Below are 16,747 nucleotides of genomic sequence, written 5' to 3'. Positions count from 1 at the left end.
GATAGGGAGAAACAGATTGATGGAAGGAAAGTTGAACCATGAACTTCTTAAATAAAGCCAATTTGGACAATAGCTTATTAAAACAAATCCGCGATCAGCTTGAGTCCGTAGAAATACATAATTATAATCTAGCTAGACTATTGTGCAAAATAATTCCTTCAAATTGCCCTTTTGAAAGAACTGTTAAACTTTTCGGTCGGACTCTGCTTCGCATTCCACCTTTGTGTAAATTGAACCCTCTTTACGAACAGATAGTTACTCTTCGTTTTAAGTGTTTATTATATTTAGTCAATGAATGTGGTGAGGATGCTAGAAAATATTGCTAAACATAGGTTTCCATCAATAAAAAATTGATTGGAGAAATCTTTTTACTAAGAAAAGTTGTATAGGAATCCTAGTTGCAATCAGATGTGAATCAGAAATAGGCTGGTAAACGACTGACAATCGATTTCACATTTAAAAGTACTGTTTAATGATGTCAGCCTCGATAAAATTATCGCTCCTAGTATGGTGCAACGTGACTTCACAATAATTATTTTGGAGATTGGTACTACGTCTAAGGGGATATTTAAAAAGTATTATTGCTAACAATACAACCTCGGAGACCTAACCCCTAGCAAACCTTACTGACGAGAAAATAAGGGTTTCACAGCCTCTCACTCTTGGCATCAGTCTGCCGTTAAGCAAGCAAAAAGAGGAATGGCAGATGGGTTTTTGGTATACTCTAGGACTTTTTAAACATCCTCTAACTGAGATTGATAGAATGAAAATAGTAGGAATTTGCACCATCTAGCCATCGAGACTCATGCCCTCTGAAATTGCTGTCGAGAAAAAAAAGTTAAAAAATCCACCTTTGGAGCTTCATTATTTAGGTGATCGCGTGCTGCGTCAAGCTGCAAAGCGAGTTGCGAAAGTCGATGACCAACTCCGCCAAATGGTGCGCGAAATGCTGCAAACTATGTACAGCAAAGATGGCATTGGTTTGGCTGCACCCCAAGTAGGAATTCACAAACAACTAATTGTCATCGATTTGGAACCAGAAAACGCAGCTAATCAGCCTTTGGTGTTGATTAACCCCACCATTAAACAAGTCAGCCGCGACATCTCTGTTGCCCAAGAAGGATGCTTGAGTATTCCCAACGTATATTTAGACGTGAAGCGCCCCGAAGTCGTGGAAATCGCCTATAAAGACGAGTACGGTCGTCCCCGGACATTAAAAGCTAATGACCTCCTGGGACGCTGCATTCAGCACGAGATGGATCACCTTAACGGCGTGGTATTTGTAGACCGTGTAGAAAACTCCTTGACTTTAGCCCAGGAGCTATCTAAGAATGGCTTCTCGTATCAAGCGGTGAAACCAATAGCATAGGGGGGCAATAGTGTATTTAACTCCAAAAAGCAGTTTATTTCTGGGTGGTTCTTGTGTAAGTGCGATTGCCGCCGTCGGTTCGATTTTTGAACTCGGTTACGGACAACCAGATTTTGGTGTCACAGCCACGGCAATTATCCTGGTATTGAGCATTCCACTCACAGGATTATTTTTCTTTGCCGCAGTTAAGGACGCAAGGGCTAACATGAAATAAGCATCAGGTACATAAAAAAGGTAAAAGGATGAAGGAAAAAGGCAAAATTCATTCTTTTACCTTTTATTTATCGAAACAGAATTCAGGATTCAGGAGTCAAAATTCAGTTGGGTATTCTGTACGACTGATAGATAATAGCGCAGGGGTAGTAACTGGAGTTTAGACTAGTCAGGAGTGCGAAACTCCAAACCTAGAAGGCGATTGATGTACATCAAATATAAGCGTACCCACCCAAAACTTGAGTAAGGTTTTCATAGTACGCTTGAACTAAAAATGCCCCAGGGTACTCAAGGATGCGGCTCCGCCAGCCGCAGGCATCGCGTTTTGTAGGCTCAAGTATCCTTGAGTACGTTGTCGGCTATAAACCTCCTGTGGTCAGGAGGCGATTGCGCAAAGCGCAGTGCCGAAGGCAATCGCCAGAAAAAAATTGACGAGCGCGATGTTCTTGTAATCAAGTACAGAGAGATAAAAATGATGACTGAATCTCAATAAAAGATAAATTTTTTTGAACCTAAGGTTAGCACCTAGTAAAATCAAATATAAAAGTATATAAATACACCGTAAATAACTTGATTTCTTAGTTTTTTTGGGCGATTTCTACATAATACTTGAGCATTGCTGAGTCACTTTTGACATCGTTATACTCAGAGTTCTGGGTATAACGATGTCACTAAATTATGAAGATTGCCTTGCCCTGCTTGAGGAAATTCGCTGGGCTGGAAAGCCAAAATGCCCATACTGTGAATCAACTAATTCTCGAATATTGAAGAATGAACACAGATACCAATGTAACGAGTGCTTCACTTCATATAGCGTTACAGTGGGGACTCTGTTCCACAAAACTCATGTAGAATTACATAAGTGGTTTTTAGCGATTCGCCTTGTGCTGAATACACCAGGAGGTATTAGTGTGCGCCAGCTTGCCAAAGAAATTGGGGTTAATAAGAACACAGCCTGCTATATGATAGCGCGTATCCGTAATGCAATACCTGAAGAACGGGAACTATTACTTAGGATTTTAGAGATGGATACGTATTAAAACAGAATCTTAACTTTGGCTTGTAATTTGTAACTGTTCACTACCCCTTACTTTTCAACAATAAATTGACATTTTGGTGTTTTTTGAAGGATGAATCAATAACTACTGTAGTTTAGCTTTAGTAAAGCTCGACTTACGATTATTAATTAAATAATATTTATTTTTCTAACAAATAATAGGTTTGGATACAATATTTATTGAGGAATAATAGCAATGAATAGGATATTTCGTTCTGTTAAAACACAAGCATGGCTAGAGGCTATTATTACAGCATTTGTGCTTTTTTTAATAGTCGATTGGACAGTTCGGAATGCTGATCCTAAAATTAAGCCATTTATTCCAGTAGCTACAATTATTGCCTTGGGAACAGAAATTCTTAGAATTGTTGATTTTACTACTAAAGACCTTAAAGAAGAAAATGAAAAATTGAAAAATGAAAAAAACGATTTAGACAAAAGAATTGACTCGTTGGTGAGCGGTTCAAAACATATCAAAGATTTTCTAGAACAAGTAGGCAAGAATGATCCTAAAATTCAAAATTCATCATATTATACAGAAATTATCGAGAGAATAAATAATTATTTGGATGATGCTAAAAAACTAGATCAACATATATTAGCAAATCAGGAAGCAAATAGATGGTTAGGTAAAAAGTCTAAACAAAAGGAACTAGCAAAAGCCGCTGCTAATAATGTTCCTGAAACATTATTACGAAGACCGAGTACAGCTAATAAATCAGAAAAACATCTGAGAGATATTTTTGAGAAAGACATATGCAATTGTCTATATTTTGTCAGTATTAATATTGATAAGCAGATAGATTTAAGAAAAACAAATATAAAAAAGTCAGAATTAGTCACTTTTCCAGAAGTAACTCAGGCATACGTGAGTGCTATTGAATACATCAAAAAGATGGATCTACCAAACCGGGTTTCAAAAAATGAGCTATCTAAGGATGCTGCTAAAGAAGTAGAAAAGTACCTCGGATTTTTGATTCATAAATTATCTTAGATATATTCTAACCGTGTGTCAAAAATTTCCACAACCACTTAATATCTATAACTTTAGAAGCTCCCTTAGCAGAAGACTTTGCTCTAAAATCTTCCTCTACTTGCTTGATCGCGGTTTTTTCATAATCGCCTATTTTTTTTAATGCTTCAGCAAAATCGAATGCTGCTCTATTGATGTAATCGATAATTCCTGATAAATCCTCTCCAGATTCTTGTTCTATTTTCTTAAGAGCTTTGACAATTTCATTAGATGTAGTCACACCTTTTTCTATACTTTGAGTAAGTTGTTGCAAAAGAGAATCTGAATCAGATGGCATATTATTCTATTAAGTTTGAATTAAAAATCTTAAGTATGGTACTAATTTATCTTTAGATAGTCACGACCATTGAATAGGACAGCTAAAATTTAAGCGTTGAGACTGCCGATTCTAAATCCTCATCCAACACTTCTAAATATTTTTGCAGCGCCGACAAGGTTCTGTAACCAGAAATTTTATCTTCTTCACCTTCAGTGGAGTGTCGGGGGCAGGCTGCCCGCATTGGTGTCAACTTAACGCTAAACCCGCTTGGTGACAACGTTTTGCCCTCACCCCCAGCCCCTCTCCCCAAGGGAGAGGGGAGCTAGACATTCAATTCCCCTTCTCCCTTGGGAGAAGGAGTTAGGGGATGAGGGCGTGAGGGATTTGCAAAACGCCTGTCCGATATAGTTTTCGGCTTAAGTTGACACTAATGGGCTGCCTGGCTCCCCTCCTGAATTCTGACTCCTGAATTCTTCTTCAATTTTGCTCTCCATTTTCCACTGCCCCTAAAGCTTTGAGCGTCACTAACTGCGCTGCGGTTAATCCTGTAACCCCAGTGATATTCATTTTTTCGTAGGGTCGTGGCGATCGCAGTATTCTTAGGCAATCACCCGTCGATACATCCCAAAGCTTGATTGTCTCATCTTGGCTACCACAAATCAGGGTTTGACCATCGGGACTAAAGGCAACTGACTTTACCCAATTAGCTCCCTGCAAAGTTTTCAGGCACTTGCCATTAGAGACATCCCATAATTTTATCGTTTGGTCTTCACTGGCACTAGCTAAAGTCTGGCCATCGGGACTAAAGGCAACTGACCAGACTCGATTAGTATGTTCTTGCAAGGTTGTGAAGCACTTGCCCATGAAAACATCCCATAGCTTCACTGTTTGGTCATCACTGCCACTAGCTAAAGTCTGACCATCTGGGCTGAAAGTAACTGACCTGATCCGATTGCTATGTCCCTCCAAAATTTGGAGACATTTTCCTGTATAAATATCCCATAACCTGACTCTTTGGTTTTCACTGCCACTAGCTAAAGTTTGACCATCGGGACTAAAGGCAACCGATCTTACCCAACTGGTATGCCCTTTCAAGGTTTGGAGACATTTACCATCAGTAACATCCCATAATTTCACCGTTTGGTCGTCACTGCCACTAGCTAAAATTTGACCATTAGGACTAAAAGCAACTGACCTAATTCGATTGGTATGTTCCTGCAATTTTTTGAGGCATTGTCCCGTCTGAACATCCCATAATTTAATTGTTTGCTTTTCACTGCCGCTAGCTAAAATTTGACCATCAGGACTAAAGGCAATTGACCGTACCCAACTGTTATGCCCTTCCAAAATTTTGAGAAACTTATCGTTACGGACATCCCATAATTTCACTGTTTGCTTTTCACTGCCGCTAGCTAAAATTTGACCATCGGGACTGAAGGCAACTGACCGGACTCGATTGCTATGCCCCTGCAAGGTTGTCAAAGACTTACCATCCTGGACATTCCATAACTTCACTGTTTGGTTTTCACTACCACTAGCTAAAGTTTGACCATCGGGACTGAAAGCAACTGACTTTACCCGATTGGTATGCCCCTGGAAGGTTTTCAGACATTTACCATCACGAACATCCCATAATTTCACGGTTTGGTCGTCACCACCGCTAGCTAAAGTTTGACCATCGGGACTAAAGGCAACTGACCAAACCCGATTGGTATGTCCCTGCAAGGTTTTCAGACATTTACCATCACGAACATCCCATAGTTTTACGGTTTGGTCGTCACTGCCAGTAGCTAAAATTTCACCATCGGGACTAAAAGCAACTGATCTTACCCAACTGCTATGCCCCTGCAAGATTTTCAGGCATTTACCATCACGAACATCCCATAATTTCACTGTTTGCTTTTCATTGCAACTAGCTAAAATTTGACCATCGGGACTGAAGGCAACTGACATAATTCGATTGGTATTTTCCTGCAAAGTTATCAGACATTTGCCGATGTGGACATTCCATAACTTTACTGTTTGGTCTTCACTGCCACTAGCTAAAGTTTGACCATCGGGACTAAAGGCAACTGACCTGACCCAATTGCTATGTCCGTGCAAGGTTTTCAGGCATTTACCATCATCAACATCCCATAATTTTACTGTTTGGTCATCACTGCCACTAGCCAAAGTTTGACCATCGGGACTGAAGGCAACTGATTTTACCCAACTGCTATGTCCGGTACAGGTAAAAAGTAGCTTTCCATCTTCAACTTGCCACAAGTAAGTCTTGCCATCAGCATCACCCGTAGCCAAAAGTTTTCCATTCGGGCTAAATGCGACTGACGAAATACTAACTAATGTTTCTGAAAAAACGCATTTAGCTAAATCAGCATTGGCAAAATTTACCCGATGCAGATTCACACTTTGCAAATATGCTTGCCAAATAGTCAGATTAGAAAAGTCATAGCCGCTAAAATCAGTTTGTAGTTGACAAAGAATATTTAACAGATTTCCACCCGCATATCCTGCTGTTTGGGGAATCTGTCGCAGGGACAATAAAATTTGATATAGATGATGTTCAATATTTTTAGCATATCTAAAAATAGTTGATAATCTATCTATTATTGGTTTAATAATCAGGGTAATCTGAGTGTTTCTAATATAATCTTTGGCCGTAGCTTCCATTAAAGCATGGCTCATAAATAGTGTAATATTACGAGTGGTAATTTCGTGACAAACTTGTTCAATCAGTTGGTCAGTCATGTATTCCATCACCACAGACTGGAGGGTGAAAAGTGCTGTTCTTTGTTCAATTAGCGATCGCCTCCGTAGAGATTGTAGCGCTTCCATCACTTCCCTTTTGGTCAAGGGACGCACAATATCATTGAGCAATTCCTCTAGAGAAACTAACTCGCGCTTGATCGCTAGCCAATAAATTATTTCTTTTTCAATCTCTGACAAGCGCTCAAATTGCTGGTCTAGTAAATTCCGGGTGTCACCAAAAATTATCTCTCCTTCAGCCAGAAAAGCAGCAATATCACCATCAAATAACTCCCGAATTGGCTCAGAAACTAGCTTTAATGCTAAAGGATTACCTGAATACTTCTCAACTAGCTTGGCCCATTCCTGTGGTGAGCCAAATAACCCTTTATCTTGGAGAATTTCTTGCCCTTCTGTTTTTTCTAAGCCAAGTAACGATAATGTTCTGACTGGTGATGCTTCTCCCTCTAGAGGAGCAAATTCTTTTGGTTTTTCACGAGATGTCAGCACCAAACAGCTTTGATGCGGTTCTTCCCCTACCCGACTAAGTAGTTGACCATAATCTTCATATTCTTGTCTATATTGTCCGGCGCGATCGCCTTCTTGTAAAATTGTCTCTGTATTATCAAATATCACAAGACAACGATGCTCTCGTAAATAATTAATCAGCAGGGTTACTTTACCATCTATGCTTTCTGGCAAATTTGTTTCCCTCTCATCAGATAAGAACCCGATTAGGCTCGCCAACATCTCTGCGACGGGTGGCGCATTGCGGAAACTTCGCCAAATCAAATACTCAAAATTCTCTTGAACTTCCTTTGCCAGTTTCACAGATAAAGCAGTTTTGCCGATTCCGCCCATTCCCAATATTGCCACTAGTTGGCAGTTATCCTTAATGAGCCACTGCGTTAGCTGAGACAATTCTGCTATGCGTCCCCGAAAAAAGCAGACACCAGGCGCTTCACCCCAATCTTGACGGTTTTGGGTAATATTCAGTAAAGATGTTTGATGCTCAGATTCTATAAATTGTCGTAACTTAGTGAGCTTCCCTGGGCCACTACCAGTAACATTAAATTTCTTGTAAACTTCGCTTAATCTTTTGCGTACTGCCTCGGCGCTGATTGCCAATTTTTTAGCGATCGCATTTGGCGATTGTCCTTCAACAGCATATAAAAACACTTCGATCTCGCTGTTAGACAAGCACCGTTTTTCAGCTAAACCCAAAAGAACGTTTTCGGGAATGACACTCATACTCACACAAAGATACATTACAAACCAATGTTATCTCACATAGTGAGATAACATTACTGCTAATACAGCATCTTCTCAATATTTCGGGGTAAACATTTGCTGCTCTGGAAATGCTTTCTTGGGCTTTGTCGTTTTTTCTCTGACGGGGTGGGCGATCGCGCGGATGAGTTTTAGTGTACCTCACTTAGATATATTGAGTCTACTTTCTTTGTGCAACTGGCTGCACGCGCAAACCCTCTGTCTCATCAACCGTAGGAGTGGCAATGAGCGATTCATTTCCTGTCAGACCTGATGTAATTTCTACTTCAGTACCATAATCTCGCCCAACGGCAACTTTTTGATAATGGACTGTGTGGTCTTTGGTTACAGTTGCTACCTGCGTACCTCCGGCGTTAACGACCAAGGCACTATCTGGCACAACAAAGGGAGGATTGGTGCGATTAATGGCAAATCTGACATTGGCATACATCCCAGGTCGCAGCGTCGCGTCCGAATTGTGTACTTCTAATTGTGTCAGTAAAGTGCGAGTAGTTGGGTCTATAGCATTGCTAGTACGCACTACTTTACCCGTAAACACTCGTTGGGGTAACTCTCTGACTGTAATTTGTGCTGTTTGTCCAGTTTGAAGTGACTGTGATAAACTCTGTGGAACACTCACATTTACCTTTAGATTGTCATAAGCAGCAATAGTATAAAGGCTGCTATTGCTAGTGTTGGTGTTGCTGGTACTGGTACTGGTGTTGCCATTACCTGCTGAAATTAAAACACCTGTATTGACATTACGTGCAGTAATCACTCCTGCAAAAGGAGCTGTGACTTTTTTATAAGACTGCAAAACAGTATTACGTTGGAAGTTTGCTTGACTTGCGTAGGCATTAGCTTGTGCTGCTTTGATGTTGGCAGAATCAGAATTAATAGTGTTTTGTGCTGCCTCAACGCTGGCAAGATTAGCTTGATATGTAGCATATTTTGTATCTGCATCTTGTTGAGGTACTGCACCTTGCTTGACAAGAACTTGCCAGCGCTGCCAGCTCTGACGTGCGATCAATAGATTAGCGCGGGCTTGCTTCAAATCAGAAATACTTTTAGCTAAATTAGCACGAGTTTGAGATACATTGGCTTGTGCTTGCACTACCTCTGCCTTCGCTTGCAGAACTTGCTGGTCGGTGTCTGGTGAATCAATTTCTGCCAACAACTGACCGGCTTGGACGCGATCGCCAATATCTGCGTACCACCGCCGTAAATACCCAGTACTGCGAGCGTAGATGGTCGTTTGATTCAGGGCTACAACACTGCCAGGTAGTTCCAATTTGGTAGCACCAGTAGCGCGATGAGGAGTGATCACGTTGACAGAGGGTAGGGTGCTTGCTTCCTTGACTGCTGCTTGTAATTCTGACTTTTGGCTTAATCGGGGTAGAATGCCTATGGCCAGTAAGCTACCAAAAAAAACAGCACCAATTACAGCCCAACCAATTGCACCGATGCCGCGCCTGTGTTTTTTAGAAGTCGTTTGTTGTTCAGAATCAGGAGATGGACGATGCTGAGAATCCATAGGTAAACTGTCCTGTATTATCTAAGAAAGCAAAAATTTAGCAGCTAGAGTCATTACCATCATTGGTTTTGATAAGAAAGCAGAAGGGCAGAGGGGCAGAGGACAAAAAGCTCTGTTCGGTACAAGCCTCGCATATTATGGGCGACATCTTCCTTTGAAGTAGAGGAGGTTCACAGTGCGCTACAACTTTTCTCCTCTGCCTCTGTTTAACAATTTTGTTCTTTGTAACCTGCCCGAATGGCAGAGTTTGAATTGCTCATGACTTGCCTTGAGATGATGACAACGAGTATTCTGTCTGCGAATCTGAGAAATTTAAATCGTCATCATCCTGATCGATAGGACGAGGTTGTTGACGCCGCATAATGCTGTATACGACAGGTACAAAAATGAGAGTCGCGACTGTTGCAGCTGACAAGCCGCCAATTACAGCGCGACCCAAAGGTGCATTCTGCTCACCACCTTCACCAAGACCAAGAGACATTGGCACCATGCCGATGAGCATGGCTAAGGCAGTCATCAACACAGGACGCAACCGCGTGTGACCTGCCGCTTGCGCTGCTTTATAGGCATTTTGCCCTTCCTGACGCTGGTCATTAGCAAAAGTGATCATTAGAATACTGTTTGATGTCGCTACACCGATACTCATAATTGCACCCATTAACGAAGGAACGCTGAAAGTGGTGCGGGTGACAAACAGCATCCAGACAATACCAGCTAAAGCACTTGGCAGTGCCATCATAATAATCAGGGGATCGAGCCAAGATTGGAAGTTCACCACCATTAAGCAGTAAACCAGTACAATTGCAAACACAAGTCCTAAACCAAGTCCCAAAAAGGAAGAATTCATCGTTTGCACTTGCCCACGGACATTAATCTGACTTCCCTTAGGCAATTTTTTCTGATATTCAGCGATGATTCGATTTACATCATTGGCAACTCCCCCAAGGTCACGGCCAGAGGAGTTAGCGTAGATATCGAAAACTGGCTGAATGTTGTAATGATTCACAACTTGCATCACTGTGTCGCGTTTGACACTAGCCAAATTACCTAAAAGTTGGGGTGCAGTTTGACCGTTGCCGACTGGTGTATTTTTTAGGCTGTCAATAGAGTCAAGTTTGTACTGGGGAACTTGTACAGCAAGGGTGTAACTCACGCCTTTTTTGGGATCGAGCCATTGGTTGATTGCAGCTTGACCACTTGAACTTAAGGAAGTGAGGACGCTATTGGCAACATCACGCTGGGTCATACCCAGTTGTTGAGCCTCGGTGCGATCTACATCAAGACGTAATTTGGGAGCATCGACAACTTGGTGAAGATGTACATCTACAGCCCCAGGAATGCGCGTCATCCGGGCGGCGATTTGTTGGGCAATTTCAAAGTTGCCCTTTGAGTTTTTCAGAGGACCAGATATTTGCACGTCAACAGCAGCAGGCAAACCGAAATTGAGAATTTGAGTCACAATATCAGCCGGCTGAAAAAAGAAGGTGTAGTTGGGAAATGTCGCTTTCAATTTCTGGCGGAGTTCCTTGATGTAAGAAAAAGTTGTACCAGATTCTTTTAGGGACACAAGAATATCAGCATCAGCCTGTCCAATTGTGGCACCGTTGTAGCCATAAGTAAGGTTAATGCCACTGGTGGGTAAGCCGATGTTATCCAGAATCAGAGAGAGATTCTCCTTCGGTACAGTCTGGCGGATAACGCCTTCAACTTGGCTGACAATTTTTTCTGTCTCTTCCAAACGAGTACCTGGTAAGGCTCGAACATGGAGGCTAAACTGACCACCATCGACTTCAGGGAAAAAGTCTTGACCGACGAACGGCAACAAAACTCCTGCACTGACGATAAAAGCCCCAAATAGCACAAAAACTATGCGGCGGTGATTTAATGCTGAGGTCAGGACATTGTAGTACCAACTGCGAAGCTTCTCAAATTGTCGGTTAAACTTTTCGTGTAGCCGCCATATCCAATCTTTCTTCACAGATTTGGCAGTTGTCGTTGTTCCTTCTGACTTTTGGTGGTGGTTGTCGTGACCATTATTGTTTTGGACTGGCGAATCTAGATGATGGTTGTCGCGATTATCATGGATTTCGACTAGTGAAGAATGGCTGTGGTGATTGTCGCGACCATTATTGTTTTGGACTGGCGAATTTAGATGATGGTTGTCGCGACCATTATTGTTTTGAACTGGCGAATCTAGATGATGGTTGTCGCTATGACCATTATGATCCTCGCTTTCTCTATGCCAGTCTACTTCATGTGGTAAAAGATAGCTTGCCATTGTCGGTACTACAGTCCGAGATAGCACATAGGAAGCAAGCATCCCAAATACTACTGCCATTGCTAGGGGGACAAATAGGTACTTTGCCACTCCACTGAGAAATACGACCGGCACAAAGACAATACAAATACATAATGTTGCTACAAGTGCTGGAGTGGCAATTTGCTGCGCCCCATCTAAGATTGCTCGCTTGATGGGTTTACCTTGTCCGAGATTTCGGTGGATATTTTCAATTTCTACGGTGGCATCATCTACAAGAATACCAACAGCTAAGGATAAACCACCTAAAGTCATGATGTTGAAAGTTTGTCCCAAACGACTCATCACAATAATTGAAACTAGCATCGACAGAGGAATCGATACGGCTACAATTACCGTACTGCGCCAACTTCCCAGGAAAATCAAAATCATTAGTGCGGTGAGACAGGCTGCAATCAATCCTTCTTTGAGAACGCCTTGAATCGAAGCTTTCACAAATATAGATTGATCAAACAAAAACGCTAAATTCAGTTCTGGGGGCAAGGTGGATTGGATGCGAGGCAAAGTTTTTTTAACCCGCTCGATCACATCAATCGTTGAAGCATTGCCACTCTTCAGGATACTAAGTAAGCTCGATCGTCTGCCATTCTGACGTACAATGTTTGATTGCACACCAAAGCCATCTCTTACCTGCGCGACATCATGAATGGAAATGACAGTACCATTAACTTGCTTAATCGGTAAGTTGTTGAGTGCTGCCACCACATCTGGACTATTGTTGATTTGTACGGCGAAGTCGCGAGCGCCTATTTTCATATCGCCTGCGGGCAAAACCAAGTTTTGGGCACTGACAGCATTAGTCACGTCTTGGGCAGAAATGCCATTAGCCAACATCGCTTGGGGATCGATATCAACCATAATTTGCCGAGGTTTACCACCATAGGGCAGAGGTACACTCGCTCCTTGCACTGTTGCCAATTGGGTGCGGACGAAGTTGGTAGCATAGTCGAAAAGTGCTTCTTCCGGTAAGGTTTTGCTACTGACACTCATCTGGATAATCGGCACCGAAGAAGCGTTGTATTGAATGATGAATGGCGGTGTGATCCCCGGTGGTAAAGGGCGGAGAATTGTTTGGCTAACAGAGGTAATTTGAGCGACTGCTGAGGCGATATTGGCGTTGGGTTGGAAGAAAACCTTGACGACACTCACACCACTCAAAGATTGAGACTCAATGTGTTCGATGTCACCAACGGTTGTTGTCATAGCGCGTTCGCTAATGGTGACGATTCGCTGTGCCATTTCCTCTGATGTGGTACCAGTGTAAGTCCAAACTACGCTGACAACCGGAATGTTAATTGCGGGAAAAATGTCAACTGGTGTACCAAATATCGTGACTGCACCCAGGATCGCAATCATCAAAGCGGCGATCGCGAATGTATACGGAAGACGTAAAGCAATTTTGACGATCCACATAGTTAGTTAGGATACTTCAAAAGTTTTTGGTGTTAAAGCTGTTTTACTGAGGTTGGCGTTTGAGCTAATTGAAGTTGTTCTATTTGGAGTTGCTCAACTAGCCACTCAATCTCCGATTTGATGACTTCAAATGCCCGCCTTTGCACTTTCGCTTGATATAAATCATCAGTAATTTCAACTGCTTTTTTCTCTGCAAGGCGTAACTGACATGACATTAATCGATGTTCAATTAACTGCATTCGTTCTTCGGGTAATAAATGACTAAAGAAAAAAAATTTGATTAAAAATCGCGATCGCATATTCACCCAGCTTTCATGAGGAAATGCCAGCATCTCTTGATACCAAGTGGTTTTACCGAGAGGTGTAATCTCATATACCTTTCCACACTGTCCACCTTCTTCTACTTGTTCTGCACATAGGATCACTTCACCTTGTTCTTCCATGCGCTTCAAAAGAGGATAAATCGCGCCATAGTTGACACAAATACTGCAACTCATAAACATCTCTAGTTGCTGCTTGAGCCGATAACCATTTAATGGCTCTCGCTGTAATAAACCTAATACTGCCAACTTCAGCATTTTGATATATCAATCTGATATGTTGATTAACAATATCAAATTGAGCCTTTTTAGCCAAGTACTTAAGGTTCAATTGTCAGAATTCTCTGTCATGCCGTAAAGGCCAAGCCGCATAAGTTACCTGTGAGCTAGTTACGGGCAAGTGAGACGCCCACCTCACAATAGGTAGTTGAGTATTTTCTTATTTGAAAGTCCTTTAGTGCCAAAAGTGAGGATTCATTTGGAGACTTCAGCCGGATTTGTAGTATCTTATGCGGTTTAAATAATTTTCTCTATAGTTTACCTTGACCTAATAATTAAGTAACTAAGTTACTTGACCTAGAAACTTAGTTACTCTATAGTTAGTATAAACCACGGTAACTTAGTAAAGTTAAGGGTGAATTAAAAGGAACTTAGTGAGTAAGACATAAAGGCAAAGACTGGAATTGTAAATTCTGAAACAGGCAATTTGTATACAAGTTACCTGTAGGAATTTCGAGGGTTCAATGTGCGTAGTACGCCTTCTATGCGATTACGCGCGTTGAGCGCCTAATTTTTGATATCGAGATTGCCCTGGTAATTCATCAAAGAGCTTAATTTTTCATCAGCCGCAAATATCAAAACCACCTTTGTTGGTATTCCCACTCCACTCAGGAGTAGGACTTTTGTCTACTTGACTTGGTAGGAGCAAAACTGTGGAGATTCGCTGTTTCCTTAGTGTGGTCAGGGGAGCGCGAACTGCTGCCTAGATTCAACTTTCAAAACAGGAAGAAAACTATGAAACCCAGTCTCAAAGATAACGATAATCTGTTTTTCAGGTGGTTTTGTATCGGACTCAAATATTTTCTGCTAGCGCTGCTGGGGCTGGGAATAGCCTTTGTTGTGTCTCACACTTTTGGGGCAAATGCGATAGTTGGGATGCTTTTATCCGCAAGTCTACCGTCATGGATTGCGAAGATAGCGATTTTCCTAGTCTGTCTATTTGCGATCGCCATGATGTTCGAGTCTTGGGGTTAAGACTCATACTGAGCATAAATAGCCTTTAGCTGACCTTCACTCAGCTAAAGGCTTCGTAATCTTTTCACTTGGAGATCATATCATGCCTAACAACAACGGCTCTGGGGTAGAAACACTTTCGCCACTTTTAATCATCTTAGTGGCAGGGTCAATTTCTTTGGCGATCGTTAACAAAGCTAATCACCCAGCATATTTTGACATAGTTAAAATAGCTATAGCCTACAGCTTTGGCTCAATCAAGTTCCAAGGAAAAAGTAAACATTCCGATCGCCAGGATGAGGTAGATCGAGACGAGTTGAAATAGCAGATGTAAAGGCAGTAAAAAATACCTGTTTTTTACAGATAGTCTGCCAAAGGTGAGTTGCAGATTATAATTTACTTCTAAAATAGAAGAATGCTGTCAACTCCCACTCAACTATTGCGACTGTCTCAAGGACAACTTAACTTACTAGAAGCTTGTCCGCGTAAATTTCAACATACCTATCTCGAAAAACTCAATTCCCCCTCAAATCCAGAACAAGAAGAACGGCTAACTTTGGGTAGTCGTTTTCACTTGCTAATGCAACAGCGAGAAATGGGTTTGCCAATTGATAGTTTCCTGGAAGCAGATGCTCAACTGCAAAGCTGGATGCTGGGTTTTGCTGATGCAGCGCCAGAAATCTTAATGACTGCATCTGATAATCAAACTTTCCGTGAAAGCGAACACTACCGCACTTTGCAAGTTCAAAACTATTTGCTGACAGTTGTCTATGATTTATTGATTGCAGATAACCAACAAGCGCAAATTCTCGACTGGAAAACTTATCCTAAACCACCCAATAAACGCAAGTTAGAATCCAACTGGCAAACACGGCTTTATCTATATGTATTGGCAGAAACTAGCGACTATTTGCCAGAAAAGATTTCCATGACTTATTGGTTTGTTCAATCTGAAGGCAAACCGCAAAATATTAAATTTAATTACAGTACTGTTCAACATACACAAACAGCAAAGAAACTTAATCAACTGTTAAGTCAGTTAACTAATTGGCTGGAAAATTACCAAAATAACCAGCAGTTTCCCCAAGTGGTGGAGGGTAGCAAAACCTGTGATTATTGTCAGTTTGCCAAACGGTGCGATCGCATCCAATCTACTGAAGAAGCAGTGAAAGACTCATTGCCAAATTTTGACAGCATTCAAGAAGTCTCACTCAACCCTATACATTAGAGGATGTCTGTCAAATCCAATCGAGGTATAAAGAAGTTATAACTTTTAAATTTATGTAAAATTATGTCAACTTTTGATGAAACAGAAGCAATTTATGTACGCGAATTAGGAATTGATGACATTGCTCCCGTTTACCACTTGGGAGAAGGGTTATTTACCAGCGATTTATATCCTTATTTATACCGTACCTGGGATGAATGGGAGGTAATTGGACTTTACAACACCGATCCAGAATACTGTCTTGTGGCTGAAACAGATGGGGAATTAGCAGGATTCATTTTGGGAACCATCATCACCAAAGCATCCTGGACTTATGGATATATTTTATGGCTGGGAGTTAGTCCGAAATATCAGCGTCGGGGAGTTGCAGACAAGTTGGTTGATAAAGTCGTCGCTCGGATGATTGAAGATGGGGCGCGGTTTATGCTGGTAGATACTGACCCCACCAATACTTCAGCATTAAAGTTTTTTAACCGCAAAGGTTTTGGTAATATCCGCCAGCATATTTTTTTGTCGATGAATTTAAGCAAGCATGAATATTATGGCAGATTGATTGATTACGAACACCAAAAAGCTGAAAGAGCAGGTTATAGGCGATCGCGTCCAGCAATTCGTGCTCGTAAACCTGATAGTGTAGCTAATGAAGTCGTCCTCAATCCTCTAGTGAATGAATCTCAAATAACTGAGGATCAATCTCCAATCTAACAAAAGTTAGGAGTAGCCCTTTCAAGGTGGGTAAAATTTTTGGACAATAATT

The 16,747-nt window shown here is 41.5% G+C and carries 15 protein-coding genes; 9 read left to right on the top strand and 6 right to left on the bottom strand.

Annotated elements, in window-relative coordinates; translation table 11 throughout:
- Positions 1-38 precede the first annotated feature (38 nt).
- From HWQ40_RS03575 to HWQ40_RS03555, 5 genes are all read left to right on the top strand, one after another.
- The gene (locus tag HWQ40_RS03575; RefSeq protein WP_292775000.1) at positions 39-326 is read left to right on the top strand and encodes a Mo-dependent nitrogenase C-terminal domain-containing protein; all 288 of its coding nucleotides are present in this window, start codon (positions 39-41) and stop codon (positions 324-326) included.
- Between the two features lie 479 nt (positions 327-805).
- A complete protein-coding gene (def, locus tag HWQ40_RS03570) occupies positions 806-1,369 on the top strand; it encodes a peptide deformylase (RefSeq protein ID WP_292774999.1) in 564 nt (187 codons plus the stop codon).
- A 10-nt stretch (positions 1,370-1,379) separates the two neighbouring features.
- Entirely contained in the window at positions 1,380-1,583 is a 204-nt protein-coding gene (locus HWQ40_RS03565) for a hypothetical protein (RefSeq protein ID WP_289798204.1), read from the top strand.
- A 664-nt stretch (positions 1,584-2,247) separates the two neighbouring features.
- Positions 2,248-2,622, top strand: coding sequence for an IS1595 family transposase (locus HWQ40_RS03560; RefSeq protein ID WP_292774998.1), 375 nt, complete (start codon positions 2,248-2,250; stop codon positions 2,620-2,622).
- A 213-nt stretch (positions 2,623-2,835) separates the two neighbouring features.
- Entirely contained in the window at positions 2,836-3,633 is a 798-nt protein-coding gene (locus tag HWQ40_RS03555) for a hypothetical protein (protein WP_292774996.1), read from the top strand.
- A gap of 7 nt (positions 3,634-3,640) precedes the next feature.
- Here the strand turns inward: HWQ40_RS03555 and HWQ40_RS03550 are convergent, their stop codons facing one another.
- The 6 genes from HWQ40_RS03550 to HWQ40_RS03525 all read right to left on the bottom strand — a co-directional run bounded on the left by HWQ40_RS03550 (position 3,641) and on the right by HWQ40_RS03525 (position 13,787).
- Entirely contained in the window at positions 3,641-3,949 is a 309-nt protein-coding gene (locus HWQ40_RS03550; RefSeq protein ID WP_292774994.1) for a hypothetical protein, read from the bottom strand.
- An 82-nt stretch (positions 3,950-4,031) separates the two neighbouring features.
- Entirely contained in the window at positions 4,032-4,172 is a 141-nt protein-coding gene (locus HWQ40_RS03545; protein WP_292774993.1) for a hypothetical protein, read from the bottom strand.
- Positions 4,173-4,408: 236 nt separating this feature from the next.
- Positions 4,409-7,876, bottom strand: coding sequence for an NB-ARC domain-containing protein (locus HWQ40_RS03540; RefSeq protein WP_292774992.1), 3,468 nt, complete (start codon positions 7,874-7,876; stop codon positions 4,409-4,411).
- Between the two features lie 250 nt (positions 7,877-8,126).
- Positions 8,127-9,479, bottom strand: coding sequence for an efflux RND transporter periplasmic adaptor subunit (locus tag HWQ40_RS03535; protein WP_292774991.1), 1,353 nt, complete (start codon positions 9,477-9,479; stop codon positions 8,127-8,129).
- Positions 9,480-9,735: 256 nt separating this feature from the next.
- Entirely contained in the window at positions 9,736-13,209 is a 3,474-nt protein-coding gene (locus HWQ40_RS03530; RefSeq protein WP_292774990.1) for an efflux RND transporter permease subunit, read from the bottom strand.
- 32 nt (positions 13,210-13,241) lie between these two features.
- Positions 13,242-13,787, bottom strand: coding sequence for a helix-turn-helix transcriptional regulator (locus HWQ40_RS03525; RefSeq protein WP_292774989.1), 546 nt, complete (start codon positions 13,785-13,787; stop codon positions 13,242-13,244).
- 756 nt (positions 13,788-14,543) lie between these two features.
- Here HWQ40_RS03525 and HWQ40_RS03520 point away from each other — a divergent pair.
- The 4 genes from HWQ40_RS03520 to HWQ40_RS03505 all read left to right on the top strand — a co-directional run bounded on the left by HWQ40_RS03520 (position 14,544) and on the right by HWQ40_RS03505 (position 16,695).
- Positions 14,544-14,783, top strand: a complete 240-nt coding sequence (locus tag HWQ40_RS03520) for a hypothetical protein (RefSeq protein WP_292774988.1) — start codon at positions 14,544-14,546, stop codon at positions 14,781-14,783.
- An 82-nt stretch (positions 14,784-14,865) separates the two neighbouring features.
- Positions 14,866-15,087 carry a hypothetical protein gene (locus HWQ40_RS03515; RefSeq protein WP_292774987.1) on the top strand — a complete coding sequence of 74 codons (222 nt, stop codon included), beginning with the start codon at positions 14,866-14,868 and terminating at the stop codon, positions 15,085-15,087.
- Positions 15,088-15,177: 90 nt separating this feature from the next.
- Positions 15,178-15,990, top strand: coding sequence for a PD-(D/E)XK nuclease family protein (locus HWQ40_RS03510; protein ID WP_292774986.1), 813 nt, complete (start codon positions 15,178-15,180; stop codon positions 15,988-15,990).
- A 63-nt stretch (positions 15,991-16,053) separates the two neighbouring features.
- Complete coding sequence (locus tag HWQ40_RS03505; protein ID WP_292774985.1) at positions 16,054-16,695, top strand: GNAT family N-acetyltransferase; 642 nt, start codon at positions 16,054-16,056, stop codon at positions 16,693-16,695.
- Positions 16,696-16,747 lie beyond the last annotated feature (52 nt).

The organism is Nostoc sp. NMS9, assembly GCF_017114995.1.
GTDB lineage: Bacteria > Cyanobacteriota > Cyanobacteriia > Cyanobacteriales > Nostocaceae > Nostoc.
This window is presented reverse-complemented; position numbering and strand designations above follow the sequence as displayed.

Coding starts and splice junctions, on each gene's coding strand:
- HWQ40_RS03575 (WP_292775000.1), top strand. CDS start 39: ATGAACTTCTTAAATAAAGCCAATTTGGACAATAGCTTATTAAAACAA.
- def (WP_292774999.1), top strand. CDS start 806: ATGCCCTCTGAAATTGCTGTCGAGAAAAAAAAGTTAAAAAATCCACCT.
- HWQ40_RS03560 (WP_292774998.1), top strand. CDS start 2,248: ATGTCACTAAATTATGAAGATTGCCTTGCCCTGCTTGAGGAAATTCGC.
- HWQ40_RS03555 (WP_292774996.1), top strand. CDS start 2,836: ATGAATAGGATATTTCGTTCTGTTAAAACACAAGCATGGCTAGAGGCT.
- HWQ40_RS03550 (WP_292774994.1), bottom strand. CDS start 3,949: ATGCCATCTGATTCAGATTCTCTTTTGCAACAACTTACTCAAAGTATA.
- HWQ40_RS03545 (WP_292774993.1), bottom strand. CDS start 4,172: ATGCGGGCAGCCTGCCCCCGACACTCCACTGAAGGTGAAGAAGATAAA.
- HWQ40_RS03535 (WP_292774991.1), bottom strand. CDS start 9,479: ATGGATTCTCAGCATCGTCCATCTCCTGATTCTGAACAACAAACGACT.
- HWQ40_RS03530 (WP_292774990.1), bottom strand. CDS start 13,209: ATGTGGATCGTCAAAATTGCTTTACGTCTTCCGTATACATTCGCGATC.
- HWQ40_RS03525 (WP_292774989.1), bottom strand. CDS start 13,787: ATGCTGAAGTTGGCAGTATTAGGTTTATTACAGCGAGAGCCATTAAAT.
- HWQ40_RS03520 (WP_292774988.1), top strand. CDS start 14,544: ATGAAACCCAGTCTCAAAGATAACGATAATCTGTTTTTCAGGTGGTTT.
- HWQ40_RS03515 (WP_292774987.1), top strand. CDS start 14,866: ATGCCTAACAACAACGGCTCTGGGGTAGAAACACTTTCGCCACTTTTA.
- HWQ40_RS03510 (WP_292774986.1), top strand. CDS start 15,178: ATGCTGTCAACTCCCACTCAACTATTGCGACTGTCTCAAGGACAACTT.
- HWQ40_RS03505 (WP_292774985.1), top strand. CDS start 16,054: ATGTCAACTTTTGATGAAACAGAAGCAATTTATGTACGCGAATTAGGA.